Origin of the sequence: Streptomyces sp. 3214.6 (assembly GCF_900129855.1) — a bacterium.
Lineage (GTDB): Bacteria > Actinomycetota > Actinomycetes > Streptomycetales > Streptomycetaceae > Streptomyces > Streptomyces soliscabiei.
Map to the genome: position 1 here is coordinate 1,917,900 of NZ_LT670819.1, position 15,294 is coordinate 1,933,193.

General features: G+C 72.1%; 12 protein-coding genes. 5 read left to right on the forward strand and 7 right to left on the reverse strand.

Annotation, left to right across the window (positions count from 1 at the left end):
- Nucleotides 1-7 precede the first annotated feature (7 nt).
- The 5 genes from B5557_RS08605 (at nucleotide 8) to B5557_RS08625 (ending at nucleotide 4,929) form a co-directional block, all read left to right on the forward strand.
- Entirely contained in the window at nucleotides 8-838 is an 831-nt protein-coding gene (locus B5557_RS08605) for a helix-turn-helix domain-containing protein (RefSeq protein WP_079658551.1), read from the forward strand.
- 121 nt (nucleotides 839-959) lie between these two features.
- Entirely contained in the window at nucleotides 960-1,823 is an 864-nt protein-coding gene (locus B5557_RS08610) for a helix-turn-helix domain-containing protein (protein ID WP_079658552.1), read from the forward strand.
- Nucleotides 1,824-1,862: 39 nt separating this feature from the next.
- Complete coding sequence (locus B5557_RS08615; protein ID WP_079658553.1) at nucleotides 1,863-2,684, forward strand: SAM-dependent methyltransferase; 822 nt, start codon at nucleotides 1,863-1,865, stop codon at nucleotides 2,682-2,684.
- 113 nt (nucleotides 2,685-2,797) lie between these two features.
- The gene (locus B5557_RS08620; protein WP_079658554.1) at nucleotides 2,798-4,525 is read left to right on the forward strand and encodes a right-handed parallel beta-helix repeat-containing protein; all 1,728 of its coding nucleotides are present in this window, start codon (nucleotides 2,798-2,800) and stop codon (nucleotides 4,523-4,525) included.
- Nucleotides 4,522-4,929, forward strand: coding sequence for a hypothetical protein (locus B5557_RS08625; protein ID WP_079658555.1), 408 nt, complete (start codon nucleotides 4,522-4,524; stop codon nucleotides 4,927-4,929). Before B5557_RS08620 ends, B5557_RS08625 begins: the two co-directional genes overlap by 4 nt.
- 91 nt (nucleotides 4,930-5,020) lie before the next feature.
- On the opposite strand, the gene B5557_RS08630 is transcribed toward B5557_RS08625, so the two are convergent.
- The 7 genes from B5557_RS08630 to B5557_RS08660 all read right to left on the reverse strand — a co-directional run bounded on the left by B5557_RS08630 (nucleotide 5,021) and on the right by B5557_RS08660 (nucleotide 15,223).
- A complete protein-coding gene (locus B5557_RS08630; protein ID WP_079658556.1) occupies nucleotides 5,021-6,601 on the reverse strand; it encodes an IS1182 family transposase in 1,581 nt (526 codons plus the stop codon).
- Nucleotides 6,602-6,670: 69 nt separating this feature from the next.
- A complete protein-coding gene (gene dnaK / locus B5557_RS08635; RefSeq protein ID WP_079658557.1) occupies nucleotides 6,671-8,581 on the reverse strand; it encodes a molecular chaperone DnaK in 1,911 nt (636 codons plus the stop codon).
- 84 nt (nucleotides 8,582-8,665) lie between these two features.
- Nucleotides 8,666-9,424: a glycerophosphodiester phosphodiesterase family protein gene (locus B5557_RS08640; RefSeq protein WP_079658558.1), complete on the reverse strand. Its 759-nt coding sequence runs from the start codon at nucleotides 9,422-9,424 to the stop codon at nucleotides 8,666-8,668.
- Between the two features lie 227 nt (nucleotides 9,425-9,651).
- The gene (locus B5557_RS08645) at nucleotides 9,652-10,080 is read right to left on the reverse strand and encodes an OsmC family protein (RefSeq protein WP_079658559.1); all 429 of its coding nucleotides are present in this window, start codon (nucleotides 10,078-10,080) and stop codon (nucleotides 9,652-9,654) included.
- 76 nt (nucleotides 10,081-10,156) lie between these two features.
- Nucleotides 10,157-11,953 carry a vWA domain-containing protein gene (locus tag B5557_RS08650; RefSeq protein ID WP_079658560.1) on the reverse strand — a complete coding sequence of 599 codons (1,797 nt, stop codon included), beginning with the start codon at nucleotides 11,951-11,953 and terminating at the stop codon, nucleotides 10,157-10,159.
- Complete coding sequence (locus B5557_RS08655; RefSeq protein ID WP_079658561.1) at nucleotides 11,950-13,011, reverse strand: ATP-binding protein; 1,062 nt, start codon at nucleotides 13,009-13,011, stop codon at nucleotides 11,950-11,952. The genes B5557_RS08650 and B5557_RS08655 overlap by 4 nt, the downstream gene beginning before the upstream one ends.
- Before the next feature lie 109 nt (nucleotides 13,012-13,120).
- Nucleotides 13,121-15,223: a phage holin family protein gene (locus B5557_RS08660; protein WP_079664666.1), complete on the reverse strand. Its 2,103-nt coding sequence runs from the start codon at nucleotides 15,221-15,223 to the stop codon at nucleotides 13,121-13,123.
- Between the last annotated feature and the right edge of the window lie 71 nt (nucleotides 15,224-15,294).

A 15,294-nucleotide genomic window follows, 5' to 3' on the forward strand; every position in this document is an offset into this window, starting at 1 on the left:
CGTCCGTATGACCATTGTCGCGACCGATACGAAGGCCTACTCCGCCGCCTCCGCCGATCCGGGGATCGGCCCGCTGCTGCGGGCCTGGCGGGAGCGGCGGCGGTTGAGTCAGCTGGAGCTGGCGCTGCGCGCCGACTCCTCGGCCAGGCACATCAGTTTCGTCGAGACGGGCCGCTCCCGGCCCAGCGAGAAGATGCTGCTGCGGCTCGCCGAGCACCTCGACGTACCCGTCCGGGAGCGCAACGCGCTGCTCCTGGCCGCCGGTTACGCCCCGCACTATCCGCAGACCCCGCTGGACGACCCGGCGCTGGACGCCCTGCGGGCGGGCCTGGACCGGCTGATCCAGGGCTACGAGCCGTACCCGGCCCTGGTGATGGACGCCCGGTACGACGTGGTGGCGGCCAACCGGGGCATCACGATGCTGCTGGACGGCGTACCGGAGTCGCTGCTCACGGCCCCGCTCAACGCGATGCGCCTCACCCTCCATCCGCAGGGCCTGGCGCCGCGCATCCGCAACCTGCGCGAGTGGCGCGGCCACCTGCTCGCACAAATGGAACGCCAGATCGCCCTGTACCGCTCGGCGCCGCTGCGGGAGCTGTACGAGGAGGTCGCCGCCTACCCGGTCCCGGAGGGCGCGCCGGCGGAGGCACCGGCGGAGCCCGTGCCGTACTTCGCGTTGCCGATGCGGATCGAGCACGAAGGGCGGGTCCTGTCGTTCATCTCGTCGGTCTCCACCTTCAACACCCCGATGGACGTGACCGTCGCCGAACTGGCCATCGAGACGTTCCTCCCGGCCGACCCCGCCACGGTCACCTACCTGCACTCGCTGATCAAGTGATGCTCCACAAGGACCATGCCGGAGGGCGGACTCGGATGAACGTTCGGGTCCGTTCCGGTGTGACCGGCACCGGAACGTGGCACACTGGCCCGCGTGCCTCGACACGTAGGGGAGACGTGGCGTGAGTGAACGACGGCCCGCACCCACCGTGGGCCAGGTGGTACTGGGCAGGCGGCTGCAGGAACTGCGCGAGGCGGCCGGCCTCGGCCGCGAGGAGGCGGCCCGCGCCCTGCGCGTGGCGCCCGCGACCGTACGGCGCATGGAGACGGCCGACGTCGCGCTGAAGATCCCCTATGTGCAGGTGCTGCTGGAGACGTACGGCGTCCCCGAGGACGAGGCAGAGGCGTTCGTCTCGCTCACCGAGGAGGCGAACCGGCCCGGCTGGTGGCAGCGGTTCCACGACGTGCTGCCCGAGTGGTTCAGCCTGTACGTGAGCCTGGAGGGCGCGGCCCGGCTGATCCGCTCCTACGAGCCGCACTTCGTGCCCGGGCTGCTGCAGACCGAGGACTACGCACGCGCCGTGCTGGAGGCCGGGACGGTCGGGCGCACCATCCCGGAGACGATCGAGCGGCATGTGTCGCTGCGCATGGCGCGCCAACAGCTGCTGGAGGGCGCCGACCCGCCTCATCTGTGGGTGGTGATGGACGAGACGGTGCTGCGCCGCCCGGTCAGCGTGGACGCGGCCGTGATGGCCGAACAGCTCGACAGGCTCGTGGAGTTCGCCGAGCGCGACCGGATCACCCTGCAGATCGCCGAGTTCGCGGCCGGTCCGCACCCGGGGACCTCCGCGCCGTTCTCGCTGTTCCGGTTCGCCGAGCCCGAGCTGCCCGACATGGTCGTCACCGAGTATCTGACCGGCGCGCTGTACCTCGACGACCGCAAGGAGGTCTCCGCGCATCTGGAGGTCCTCGACCACATGACGACGCACGCCGCGTCCGCGCCGCGCACCAAGGAGATCCTGCGGGACGCCCGCGCGGGCCACTGAGTTCGGCCGTCCTCCTCCCACTCGCCAGGAGCAGACCGCATGACCGGATCCGAGGCAGAGCAGGCCGCCGTCCCCATCGACACCAGCCGGCCGCATCCGGCCCGGGTGTACGACTGGTGGCTGGGCGGCAAGGACAACTACCCGGTGGACGAGGAGCTGGCCCGCAGAATCCTCGCCGTGGACGGGACGGTGGTGCGCGGGGCGCGGGCCAACCGACGGTTCATGCAGCGGGCCGTGCGGGTGGCCGCCGAGGCCGGGACCCGCCAGTTCCTGGACATCGGCACGGGCATCCCCACCGAGCCCAACCTGCACCAGGTGGCGCAGGGCGTGGCCCCGCATTGCAAGGTGGTGTACGCGGACAACGACCCGATCGTGTTGCGGCACGCGGAGGCGCTGCTGCGCGGCTCGGCCGAGGGCGCCACCCAGTACGTGCACGCCGACGTCCGCGACCCCGACGCGCTGCTGCACCGGGCCGCAGACACCCTGGACCTCACACGGCCGATCGCGCTGTCGCTGGTGGCGCTCACGCACTACCTGGGCGAGGACCCGGCCGGCGACGACGTGTACGGCCTGCTGAAGAGATACGTGGCGGCCCTCGCCCCGGGCAGTTGGCTGATCCTCTCCCAGGTCACACCCGATCTGAGCCCCGAGGCCGTCGCAAAGGCCGCCGAGCAGTTCCGGCGCAGCGGCACCCCTTTCCACCCGCGTTCCCTCGCCGGGTTCTCCCGCTTCTTCGAGGGCCTGGAGCTGCTCGGCCCGGGCGTGATCCCGGTCTCCGGCTGGCGGCCGGAACCACAGGACGTGGCGGCGCAGGCGGAGGGCATCGTGCCGGTGTACGCGGGGGTCGCGCGCAAGAGATGAGCCGCTGTGGCTTCGCGGCCACTCGCTGCCCACCCGACGCGGACGCCCCGCTCCGGTAGCATCGGTGACCGGGAGTCAACGATTCTGCACGGGCGGGTGCTGCGGGGGCGGTCATGGTCAAGAAGTACGTCGTCTCGCCGCACGGCGGTCGTGGCGCCCACCCCGACATCGGATCCGCGCTGCGCGCCGCGGCCGGGCGGGGCCGGGCCGCGCGGGTCGAGATCGCGCCCGGCCACTATCAGGAACCACTGCCCCTCGCCCTGCAGGGTGAGATCGAGCTGTTCGCGCTCGGTGAGCCCGGCTCGGTGGTGGTGAGCCGTCCCCGGGGCACGGTGCTCGAGGCCTTCGGACCGGCCGTCGTCCGCGGCCTCGTCCTGGTCGGCCGGGACGCCGACGCCGGAGTCGTGGACTGCCGCACCGGATCCCTCACCCTCGACCGGACGGAGGTCCGGGCGCACAACGGGGTCTGCGCACATGCGCGACCGGGCACGTCCATGCTGCTGACGGACAGTCAGTTCCTCTTCGGGCGGGCCGTGTTCGCCGGCTCCACCGGGCATGTCGAGCGATGCCGGTTCGCCGACGCCGCCGACAACGCGATCGCGGTGATCGAGGGCGCCCGGGTCACGGTCCGGGGCACTCGGATCGACGGCAGCCGCATCCACGGCGTGCGTGTCAGCGACGCCTGGGCCCGGCTCACCGGGTGCGAGGTCACCGGCACCGAGAAGGCCGCCGTCATCGCGGACACCCGGGCCGAACTGATCGTCGAGGACTGCACGGTCGACGCCGTCCAGATGGCGGCGCTCGCGTTCATCGAACAGTCCCGGGGCACCGTGGTCGACACCCGCGTCACCGACGCCGAGAACGGAATCCTGGTGGCGAGCGGCGCCGACCCCTTCGTGCGCGGCTGTGTGTTCGCCGACTGCCGCGACACCGGCATCCACGTCCAGGAGTCGGGCCGGGGCACGTTCGAGCACTGCGAGATCCACGGCGCGGGAAACGTGGGCGTGCTGTCGACACGGGGCGGCGCCCCACGGGTGAGCGACTGCCGCATCTCGCGAGGCAACGTCGGCATCGCCGTCACCGACAAGGCCCGTGGCACCTTCACCCGCGTCGGTGTCGAGGACCACACCAACCTGGCCCTGCGGGTCCGTGAGGAGTCCAAGGCGGTGTTCGAGCACCTGCGGGTGGAACGCTGCCCGTTCGGCCTGGAGACCCGGGACAACGGCGGTACGACGGCCGAACTCACCGACACGACGTTCAGCGACTGCGACATGCTCGCCGTGGCCGTGCTCGGTCAGTCCCGCGTCACCCTCAGGAACGTCTCGGCGCACCGCGGGCTGCTGGGCTTCGGCGTCGGCGAGGAGGCGCAGCTGCAGCTGCACGACTGCGAGGCCACGGCGGTGAGTTCCGGCGGCGCCATCGCCTACGGCACGTCCAGACTCGTCGCGCGGAACCTCACCGTCACCGGCTCCGCGTCCTTCGGGATCGCCGGAAAGGACTCCGCCCTGCTGGACGTCGCCGACAGCCGGTTCGACGACTGCGGGTCGTTCGGGGCGAGCTTCGACGACGCGGCCGGCGGCCGGCTGGTGAACTGCACCGTCACCGGCACGAAGGGCAAGGCCGTACGGGACAACGGCAGCGTCGAACTGGTCGCGCTGCGCACCTCCCTTCCGATCATGGACAAGAGCACACCGCCGGCCACGCCTCCCCCGTCGATCGTCCAGATCTTCAACGGGCCGGTCTTCCACGGCGATGTCCACGGCATCCAGGTGGCATGGGGCAACAACAGCGTCGTCCAGCAGCAGACCAATCAGAGCGATCAGGACGGAGTCGACCGATGAGCGAGCCGCAGCAGGTGCACCACTACGACGGTCCGGTGTTCCACGGGAACGTCTCGGGTTCCCAGATCTCCTGGAACAACGAGACGGTCAACCAGAACCAGCAGCTCAACACCGCGGTCGCCCCCGGCTACGAAGCGCTGGCGACGCTGGTGACCGACCTGCTCCGGCAGCTGCCCCGGGCCGGCCTCGGCGACCGGGAACGCGAGGACGCCGAGAGCGCGGCCCAGGAGGTCCTCGCCGAGATCACCGGCCCGCAGCCCCCCGAGGCGGGCAGGCTCCGCCGTGCCGTGACCCTGCTCAGGGGAGCCCTCGCCCCCGTCGCGACCGGCCTCGCGGCCGGAACGGTGGCAGGGACGCAGGAGTGGGCCCAGTCGGCGATCCAGGGCCTGGCCGGCCTCGTCTGAAAGGAGCGCCGGGGAGCGCCCTCGTCTCTAGAAGGCTCATGAAGATCTTGGTGAGGGGCTGTCCGGCCGGAGGCCGGGCAGCCCCTGTTCGCTATGTGGTGGCCGGGGTGAGTCGCCAGCGGCCGCCAGTGTGGGTGAGTCCGAGGTTGATCAGTCGGCGGAGGTTGAGGGCGGCGGCTCGGGTGTGAAGCCAGGTGTTGTTGTTGATGGTTCCGCGGTAGCGGAGTCTGCGGTTGCCGTGCTGGACGAGCCAGGCGACGGCGCGTTCGACTGGTGGTCGCCAGCGGCGGTAGTCGGCTTGCCAGTCCGGGTCGGTGGCGGCCTGGCGGCGGGCGGCCGCTTGCAGGTCGTGGTGGGGGCGCATGGTCAGGATGCGGCCGGCCTTGGCCTTGGTGCACCGCTCGCGGAGGGGGCATCCGGTGCACAGGTTCCCGAAGGCCGCCTTGCGCTGGTTGTGCTGTCCGCCGGGGCCCGACAGGGCAACCGTATGCCCGGCGGGGCAGGTGACCGCGGAGGCGGCGGTGTCGATGGCGAAGTCGTCCAGGGTGAAGCCGCCGGGGACGGCGGGCCGCAGTGGGGCGGGCTTGAAGAACAGCCGGTGCCCCGCCTGGTGCAGGGCTTGGCGCATGTCGCCGGCGGAGTAGGCGGTGTCGCCGAAGGCGTCCACCGGACTCTCCTCGTCGGCCAGCAGATCCAGGCCGACGGTGGCCTCGTGGTGCTCGGCTCCGGCGCCGGGCCGCAGAGCCACGGCCGTGTATAAGCCGGTCTCGGGCTCGATGGCCAGGTGGGCTTTGTATCCGTCCTGCTGGTGGGTGCGGGTCTTGTGGATGTGGCGGGCTTCAGGGTCGACGGTGGACACGACGCGGCCCGGAGCGGTCCCCTTGCTGATGCGCCAGCGTCCGTCGCGGCCGTCGGAGTCCTCGGCCGGCTCCACGTCTTGTCCTGCGACCAGCGCCAGGATGCCGAGGGCGTTCGCGGCCTTCTCGTCCAGCTGCTGGTCGGGCAGGTGGCCCAGCAGCCGCAGCACATCGGTGACCAGGGCGTCGACGAGTTCCGCGCGGGCCTGCTCGTCGTTCCAGGCGATGCGGGGTTTGCCGGGATCGGTGTAGTCGTGCGCGGTGCACTGCACGGCCGCGACCTCGGCGGCGCCGGGGACTTCGCGGATCACCGCACGGACGGCGGCGATCAGCTGGGTGACGGTGTCCTGGGTGGCCACCGCGTCGTCCAGCACCGTCGAGTCCAAGGCCCGCCGGTGCTTGCCGCCCAGGACACCGGTGGCCTTCACCACCTCGCGCACGGCCTCGAAGACGCGGTTGGGCCGGGCCGAGCAGGCCAGACGGCGGCGGAAGTAGGCCAGCAGAGACGGGTCAAACGCCAGGTCGTTCAGGCCCAGCCCGCACGCGGCCTTCCACCGCAGGTCACACCGCAGCTCCTGCACCGTCTCGAAGTCCGACAGCCCGTGCAGGGCCTGCAGCGTGATCGCCGCAGCCAGGATCTGCGGCGGCATGCTCGGCCGTCCATTCGCCGACGGGTACATGTCCGCGAACATATGAGCCGGGAACAGAGCACCACGGTGCTCGGCCAGAAACGCGAACACACTCCCCGCCGGAATCAACTCCCGGCACGTCTCCCACACATCCGGCCCGACCGTGTCCCCGGCCCATTCCCCCATCACCACGAAACGAGTCTGGCCCCACCGCTCACGCGGCGGGGCCAGAACCCCAAGATCTTCATGAGCCTTCTAGGCCGCCCCGCCCCTGGTGTCGCGTTCGTCGTCGACGATCTCCGCGTCGACGACCTGCTCGTCGTCCTGGGACGAGGCGGACGACGACGCGGACGACGAGGTGCGCTCCCCGGCGGTGTCCCCGGCCGCCCCCTCGGCCGGCTGCTGCTGGGCCTGCGCGTACATGGCCTGGCCCATCCGCTGGCTGACCGAGGAGAGTCTGTCCACGCCCTCGCGCAGGGCGCCCGTGTCGGCGTCCCGCTCCAGCAGGGCCTTGAGGTCCGCGACCGCCGACTCCACCTCTCCCTTCGTCTCGGCGGGCACCCGCTCCTCGTTGTCCCGGAGGAACTTCTCGGTCTGGTAGACGAGTTGCTCGGCCTGATTGCGGGTCTCGGCCGCCTCCCGGCGCCTGCGGTCCTCCTCCGCGTAGGTCTCGGCGTCACGCATCATGCGGTCGATGTCGTCCTTGGGGAGCGCCGAGCCGCCGGTCACGGTCATCTTCTGCTCGCGGCCGGTGGCCAGGTCCTTCGCGAAGACGTGCATGATCCCGTTGGCGTCGATGTCGAAGGCCACCTCGATCTGCGGAACCCCGCGCGGAGCCGGTGGCAGGCCCGTGAGGTCGAAGACGCCGAGCTTCTTGTTGTACGCGGCGATCTCCCGCTCGCCCTGGTAGACCTGGATGCCGACCGAGGGCTGGTTGTCGGCGGCCGTGGTGAAGATCTCCGAACGCCGGGTGGGGATCGTGGTGTTGCGTTCGATGAGCTTGGTCATGATGCCGCCCTTGGTCTCGATGCCCAGGGACAGCGGGGTGACGTCGAGGAGCAGGACGTCCTTGACGTCGCCGCGGATCACACCGGCCTGGAGGGCGGCGCCGACGGCCACGACCTCGTCGGGGTTCACGCCCTTGTGCGGGTCCTTGCCGGTCAACTCCCTCACCAGCTCGGTCACCGCGGGCATCCGGGTCGAGCCGCCGACGAGGATGACATGGTCGATCGCGGACAGCTTCACGCCCGCGTCCTTGACCGCCTGATGGAAGGGCTGCTTGCAGCGGTCGAGCAAGTCGGCGGTGAGCTCCTGGAACTGAGCGCGCGTCAGTTTCTCGTCGAGGTGGAGCGGACCTTCGGCGGAGGCGGTGACATACGGGAGGTTGATCGTCGTCTCCGAGGAGGACGACAACTCGATCTTGGCCTTCTCGGCGCCCTCGCGCAGCCGTTGCAGCGCCATCCTGTCGTTGCCGAGGTCGATGCCGTGCTGCCCCTTGAACTTCTTCACCAGGTACTCGACGACCCGCTGGTCCCAGTCGTCGCCGCCCAGGTGGGTGTCGCCGTTGGTGGCCTTGACCTCGATGACGCCGTCGCCGATCTCCAGGAGCGACACGTCGAAGGTGCCGCCGCCGAGGTCGAAGACGAGGACCGTCTGCTCCTCGCCGCGGTCGAGGCCGTAGGCGAGGGCGGCGGCGGTCGGCTCGTTGATGATCCGCAGCACCTTCAGGCCCGCGATCTCTCCGGCCTCCTTGGTGGCCTGCCGCTGGGCGTCGTCGAAATACGCGGGCACGGTGATCACCGCGTCGGTGACGTCCTCTCCGAGGTAGGCCTCGGCGTCCCGCTTCAGCTTCTGCAGGACGCGCGCGGAGAGCTCCTGGGCGCGGTAGCGGGTGCCGTCGATGCTGTCGGCGGCCTCCTGCTCGGGGAAGCGCCAGTGCGCGTCGCCCATGTACCGCTTGACCGAGCGGGCGGTGCGGTCGACGTTGGTCACCGCCTGCCGCTTGGCGACCTCACCGACGAGCACCTCCCCGTTCTTGGCGAAGGCCACCACCGACGGCGTGGTCCGCGCACCCTCCGCGTTGGCGATGACGGTGGGCTCGCCGCCCTCCAGCACGGCCACCACCGAGTTCGTGGTCCCGAGATCGATTCCGACCGGACGTCCCATCGCTGTCCCCTTCCGCCCAGGGCTGCTCGCCCGGGGAGCAGAAAGCCACCCGTACCTCCAGGACAGGACCTGAAGCTGCGGCTGTCAATGGGACAGGTGCCCCGTCGGCAGCGTCCGATGCGGTTCCCGGCGCAGTTCCACGGCCCGCCGCGGCCGGTCCGTGACCAGGACGTCCACCCGGGTGTCGGCCAAAAACGTCCGCAGCCCGGGGTCGTCGTTGACCGTCCACACCATGGTGAAAAGGCGGTGCCGGGCCGCCCGGCGGAGCACTGTGGCGCGGGCGAGGCGCTGGTGCACGGCCACGCCGTGCGCCCCGCAGGCCCGCAGCCGCCGCATCGGGAACAGCTCGCTCGCCCGGGTGCCCGCGAGGCGTGCCGCCCCCACCTCCTTGCGGTCGCGTCCCAGCGACAGGGCTGTGCGCACGCCCGGGAAGGCCCGGGTGATCGCGGCGACGGAAACGTCCTCCAGGGAGGTGGCGACGAAGCCGTCCCGGCCGAGCAGGGCGACCGCCCGGTCGACGAGCTCCCGCTCGTAACCGGTTTCTTTCAGATCCAGGTGGGCGACGAGTTTACCGGCGGCCAGGGCCATCACGTCCTCGACGACGGGAACGGTGATTCCGACGCGTCCGCACAGCTCGGCGTAGGTGATCCGGGCGAGCGGCGGTCCGCCGTGGCCGGCCCGGGCGTCGTGGTGGACGACGTAGACGCCGTCGGCGGTCCGCCGGACGTCGAACTCGACGTACTCCGCCCCGGAGGCGAGCGCGTCCTCGTACGCCTCCCGGGTGGCGGCCTCGAAGCGCTCGGAGCCGCCGCGGTGGGCGGAGACGGCGGGGCGCGGTGGCACGGTGCTCAGCTCCCGGACGGCGGACGGGGTACGGGGACGACGGCCGGAGGGCGGACCGGGGCGTCGCCGGGGTCGCTGAGGAGCGTACGGCAGCCGCGGCCGGCGCGCCTCAGCCGGCCGTTTCCGGCACCGTCGAGGCCTGGCGCACGGAACCGACAAAGGCGCAGGGGCCCGGGGTGCAGGGATGTCGGGGTGGTGGCTGCGCCCCGGGCCGTGGTGCGGGTGGGTCAGGTGAGCTTGGCGGACAGGGTGATCGGGACGGCCTTGAGGGCCTGGCTGACCGGGCAGTTGACCTTGGCCTGCTCGGCCGCGGCGACGAAGCCCTCCTCGTCGAGGCCGGGCACCGTGCCTTCGACGCTCAGGTGGATGCCGGTGATGCCCTCACCCGGCTGGAAGGTGACGTCGGCGGAGGCGACGAGCTTCGTGGCCGGGGTGCCGGCGCCGGCGAGGGCGTGCGAGAAGGCCATGGAGAAGCAGCTGGAGTGGGCGGCCGCGATCAGCTCCTCGGGGCTGGTCTTTCCGTTCGCCTCCTGGGAACGGGAGGCCCACGTCACGGGCTGCGGGTCGATGGCGCCTGAGGAGTCGAAGGACACGACACCGTTGCCCTCGAGCAGGTTGCCTTCCCAGACGGTGTGTGCGGAGCGCGTGGTGGCCACGTTTCTTCCTTTCGCGTGGAGGCTGGCGGGCGGACCCGTTTCCGGGTCCCCGGCCCCCATCCGATCACACTCCGCCTCACCGCACCCGGAACACCGGCCCTTGCGCGGTGAACGGCAGGTGACGGCCCTGCGGGATCAGGTAGGCGTGCTCGCGCCGCACCCGCAGGGTGTCGCACCAGCCGTCGGTGATGACGAGGAGGGGCGCGCCGGGCGGGAAGTCGTCGGCGCGGTGCAGCAGGTCGATGCCGGGCTGCAGGACCGTACCGCCGCGCCCGTGCACGCGGACCCGGCCGGCGATCTCGGTGACCGGCACGTAGCCCGCGTCGTGCGGGGCCGCGTCGCAGAACACGACCCGGGCGGCCGGGACGTCACGGGCCTCGGCGTACGAGGCGATCGCGCCGAGCGCCTTGCCGAGGAGGGTGCGGTCCATGGAGCCGGAGGTGTCCAGGACGACGCCGAACGTGCAGCGGGCGACCTCCTCGGGCGGGAACCAGCGGCCGGCGCGCGGGATGTCGGGGGTGGAGGCCTGACGGCGCGCGGGACGGGCGTACGTCCGCAGCGACTCGGGGCGTGGCACGAACTCGTCGAACCAGTGCGCCAGTTGGGCGTCCCAGGGCAGCGGCGGATGACTGAGCGCGCGGATCTCCTCCACCAACCCGGCGGGCAGGAAGCCGCGTTCCTGCCGCTGGTGCAGGTCGAGGCCCTGGGCGAGGCCGCGGCGGTAGAAGCCGTCGAGGTCGACATAGTCGCCGGGCGGACCGAGCGGGCCGCCGAGGATGTCGCCGAGGCCCTTGCCGCGCAGGGTGGCCAGGCGCCGCATCCGGCGCAGGTCCACGGTGATGCGGTCGTAGACCTCCTCGGCGGACAGGCCCGCCAACTCCGCGTCGTACAACAGCCCTTCGGGCATGTCGCCGACCTGCATCTCGCGCAGCCAGCCGTTGATGACGTAGTCGCAGGCGACGTTGAAGAGGTAGGGGTCGCGGGTGCCGCAGCGGTCGCCGTGGCGCAGGGCGGCGTGCAGCATCTCGTGGGCGAGGACGAACCGCCACTGCTCGTCGTCGAACGTCCGCAGCGGGTTGATGTAGATCTCCCCGGCTTCCGCGTTCACGGCGGCGACGGAGATGCCGTGGGCGCGGGCGAGTTCGGCGTCGGCGACCAGCTTGATGCCGGCCGCGAGGCCGCCGAGCAGCGGGTAGGACGAGACGAACCAGCTCAGCGCGCGCTCCCAGGGACGTTGGACGGGCGCCGCGCTGTCCAGGGAGTCGCGGCGGCCGCCCGCCATGTCCATCGCGGCGGACACGGTCCGGGTCAGGGCGGTGGCGAACGCCAGCGGCCAGTCCGGCGTCCGGCGGCCGAACCAGGGCCATGGCACCAGCATCTGGTCGGCGGCCGTCCCCGCCGTGCCGCAGTGCGCGTAGGCGGCCGGAAGCCCGGTGCGCCGCCAGCGGGCGGCGAGCTGTTCCTCGTCGCCGCCGGGGTACGAATGCGGCAGGTCCTCCGGGGTGGTGCCGACGCGGAACGTCAGCAGAAAGCGGTTGACGACGGCGCAGCGGGCGGCGAGCTCGTACCGGTCGGGCTGCGGGCGCGCCTCCTTGGACGCCGGGAGGTGTCCGAAGCCGAGGTGCAGGGCGGCGTGCGCGAGGGACCAGGCCCAGTGGCCGACGTCGGCGATCCGGGTGGGGTGGGCGTGCAGGACGCCGTTGGAGTCGGCGCGGACGAGACCGTCGCGGGGCGCCAGGCCGCACCCCTCGCGGCGGCAGGTGTCGAACTCGATGGCGGCCAGCGCCGGGTTCTGGCGCAGCAGCGCCACCCCGAACTCGAACGACTCCGTGGCGAGGTCCCGCTTCTTCTTGTCACGGGCCTCACGGTTCACCGGCGGGCCTCCACCAGGCGGGGCATGTCGCGGGCCGCCTCCACCAGGAACCAGGCGGGCAGCACGGGGTTGCCGTCGGCGTCGGAGGCGATGACGGTCTGGGCGACCTCGACGGAGATCTCGGCGAGCTGCACGAGCAGCGACTTGGCGCGGTACGCGGTCTGCCGGCCGTTCGCCGACATGCGCTCCTTGACGGCCGGCAGCTCCTTGACCAGCCGGCCGCGGAACGAGTCGGCGAGGTAGTAGAGCAGGTCACGGTCCTCGACGCGGTGCGGCCAGGAGGCCTCGCCCTTGAGGATGGCCTCGATGCCGTACCGGCTGCGGACGATCTTGACGTAGCCGCAGAAGGCGGTGGCGTGGGAGGGCGTCAGCGTGCCGTGCGCGAGGACCTTGAGGGTGTCCTCGTCGAGATCGCGCCCGAAGGAGTGCAGGGCGTCGGAGAGCATGTGCCAGGAACGGGGCGTCGAAAACGGTTCCTCGGTTTTCGGCGGCTTGGACCACAGGTGGTCGGGCCGGTCGGTGAGGTGGTCGAGTATCCACGGGTGGATGCCGTGGCCCGCGGCCCAGTTCAGCCAGTCCCGCGCGGACGCCTCCAGGTGGACGTGGGTGAGCCGGTTGACGAGCGCGGAGGCGATGGGCCGGGCGAGCGCGTTGTCCGTGGCGCGGTTCCCGGCGCCGATGACGATCGAGCCCTTCGGCAGCTCGTAGTTGCCGATCCGGCGGTCGAGAATCAGCGAGTAGAACGCTTTCTGCACATCGGGCGTGGCCGCGTTCAGCTCGTCCAGGAACAGGCAGTACGGCTCGTCGCGGGCGATGGCCTCCGGCGGGCAGAACACCGACCGTCCGTCGCGGATCTGGGGGACGCCGATGAGGTCCTCGGGCGCGAGCTGCGTACCGAGCAGACTCACGCACTCCAGCCCGAGCGACTCGGCGAACTCCCTGACCAGGGAGGACTTTCCGATGCCGGGGGCGCCCCAGAGGAACACCGGCCGCACCACGGCGAGACCGAGGAGCAGTTCGGGGATGCGGGAAGGCGTGACGGTGACGGCAGCCTGCAAGGCAAAGGCTCCTCGGGGGATGCGGAAGGGGCGCGAGTGCGCGGGATCCGGAGACGACCGGCTCGGTACCGCCAGTGTGTGCGTACGGCCCCCCGGACGCAGCCGATTTTCAGGCGGCGTGCTCCTCCGGGGCCGTTTCCAGGGGTACCTGGAGGCCGTTCGACTCGCGCAGCCAGCGGCGCAGGACGCGGTGGACGTGCTCCGCCCCGGTCAACCGCTCGTCGTCCTCGACGGGTGCGGACAGGGCGAGCGGGGACAGCAGGAACGGTCTGGCCTGGGCGCCGCCGAGGCCGCCGTGGGAGCCGATCTGCTCCTCGAAGGCGAGGACCTCGCCGTCGGCCGGCTCGTGGAAGGAGTTGACCATGATGTCGGCGGTGTGCGGGAAGGAGTGGGTGCGGCGTACGGCGTCGGCCGCGCCGGGCCCGAAGACGGCCAACGGGCCCAGATCGCCGTCGAGTCGGTCGAGGGGGATCTCCGCGCCGTACGCGCCGAGGACGACCCCGCCGTGCTCCTCGCTGCGCACCAGGAGGAAGCCGATGCCGGGGTGGTTGGCGAGGGTGGTCAGCAGGGCGGGGTGGCGGGCGTCGATCTCCTCCTTGCTCATCCGGTGCGGCACGTCCGGGAAGGAGACCAGGCCCAGGTTCCCCGAGGCCAGCACGATCGGCTCCGAGCCGCGGCCGGAGGAGCGGTGGCGTTCGCCGCCCTCCTCGACGGGCCGGCGCAGCGCCGCGCGGACGGCCGCGCGGGCCTCGGCGCCGCTGTGGGTGCGTTCCGCCTTGCGTGGCACGGGCAGCCCGCAGCCGGCCCGTACCAGGTCGCCGAGGGTGAGGCCGTAGCGGGCGCGGAACGTTTCGCCGGGGCTCTGGCCGTGGTCGGACAGGACGACGATCCGGTACGGGCGGGGCGCGTGCTCGGCGACGTTCTCGATCAGCGCGAGCGCCCGGTCGAGGCGGCCGAGGACCTGCTCGGTGTCCCGGCCGAGCGGCCCGGAGTGGTGGGCGACCTCGTCGTAGGCCACCAGGTCGGCGTAGACGGCGGTGCGGCCGGCGAGCATGTCGCCCATCACGGCGGCCACCACCACGTCCCGTTCGACGACGGTCGCGAAGGCGCGCACGAACGGATAGAGGCCGCCGCGGCCGACCCGGGGCCGTTCTCCCCGCAGCCGGGCGCGGGTGGACTGGGCGATCTCCCGGACGACCTCGGCGACGAACGACAGGGCGGTGCGCACGGCGTTGGCCGGATCGGAGAAGTAGGCGAAGTAGCCGGACCGCGAGCGGGTCTCCCGGCTGCGTCGGCGGGCGGCTATGGACAGCACGAGGGCCTGTTCGTCGGCGCCGCCGCTGAAGAGGTTGCCCCGGCTGGCGCCGTCGGCGGACAGCAGTCCGCCGTCCCCGGTGTGTTCGACGGCACGGCGCTGGAGTTCGGCGGCGCTGGTGGGACGGTTGCAGACCATCACCTCCCCGCTGTCCTTCTCGTACCAGCGGAAGGCGGGCACGTCGTGGTTGCTGCCGTGCAGGATGCCTAGCTGGCTGGCGCCGGTCTGGCTGGACCAGTCGGTGTGCCAGGGGGTGAGGCGATGGGTGGGACGGTGTGCCGCATCCTGGGCGTGGCCCTGCCGCGGCGGGCCGCCCAGCCATCTCGCGACCGTCGGCATCAGCCCCTTCCCCACGGCCGTGACCAGCACGTCGTGGCCCACGCCGTCGAGCTGGAGGAAGACGGTGCCGGGGGTGGCGGGGCAGGCGGGGCCGCCTCGTCGGCGGCGGTCGGCCAGGCGGTAGAGGCGGCGCCGGTAGGCGTCGTCGTCGCGCACGGCCAGGGCGCCGCCCGTCGCGGAGGCGACGGCGGACATCACGGCGGCGACGATGACGGCGGTCTCGGGGGCCGCCTCGCTCTGCCCGGAGGGGTTGAGCCGCAGGGCGAGCAGCAGCAGCGAGCCGTTGAGGAAGAACACCAGCAGGCCCAGGACGAGCGCCGGGACGAGCAGGAGGAGGCGCACCAGCAGCGGCCAGACCAGCGCCGACAGCACACCGAACACGCCGGCGCCGACGGCCGCGGTCATGGCGATGGTGGTGGCGCTGTCGCCGTCGGCGGACTGCAGCCGGAAGTCCGGCAGGATCCCCGCGAGCACCAGCATCGTGAGCGTGGAGACTCCCCACACCGCGACGCTCCGCCCTGCCTGGCTGACGGCACGCCGCCACCGCAACCCACCCACGCCCACGCCCCGTACACCTCGCGTTCCGGCCCCGACGCCCGCGGGGGCCGCCTCCACCCTGTCACATCGCG

Bases quoted from the DNA above. Each gene is read 5' to 3' on its own strand.
- B5557_RS08615 (WP_079658553.1), top strand. From the start codon at position 1,863: ATGACCGGATCCGAGGCAGAGCAGGCCGCCGTCCCCATCGACACCAGC.
- B5557_RS08630 (WP_079658556.1), bottom strand. From the start codon at position 6,601: ATGGGGGAATGGGCCGGGGACACGGTCGGGCCGGATGTGTGGGAGACG.
- B5557_RS08625 (WP_079658555.1), top strand. From the start codon at position 4,522: ATGAGCGAGCCGCAGCAGGTGCACCACTACGACGGTCCGGTGTTCCAC.
- B5557_RS08605 (WP_079658551.1), top strand. From the start codon at position 8: ATGACCATTGTCGCGACCGATACGAAGGCCTACTCCGCCGCCTCCGCC.
- B5557_RS08620 (WP_079658554.1), top strand. From the start codon at position 2,798: ATGGTCAAGAAGTACGTCGTCTCGCCGCACGGCGGTCGTGGCGCCCAC.
- dnaK (WP_079658557.1), bottom strand. From the start codon at position 8,581: ATGGGACGTCCGGTCGGAATCGATCTCGGGACCACGAACTCGGTGGTG.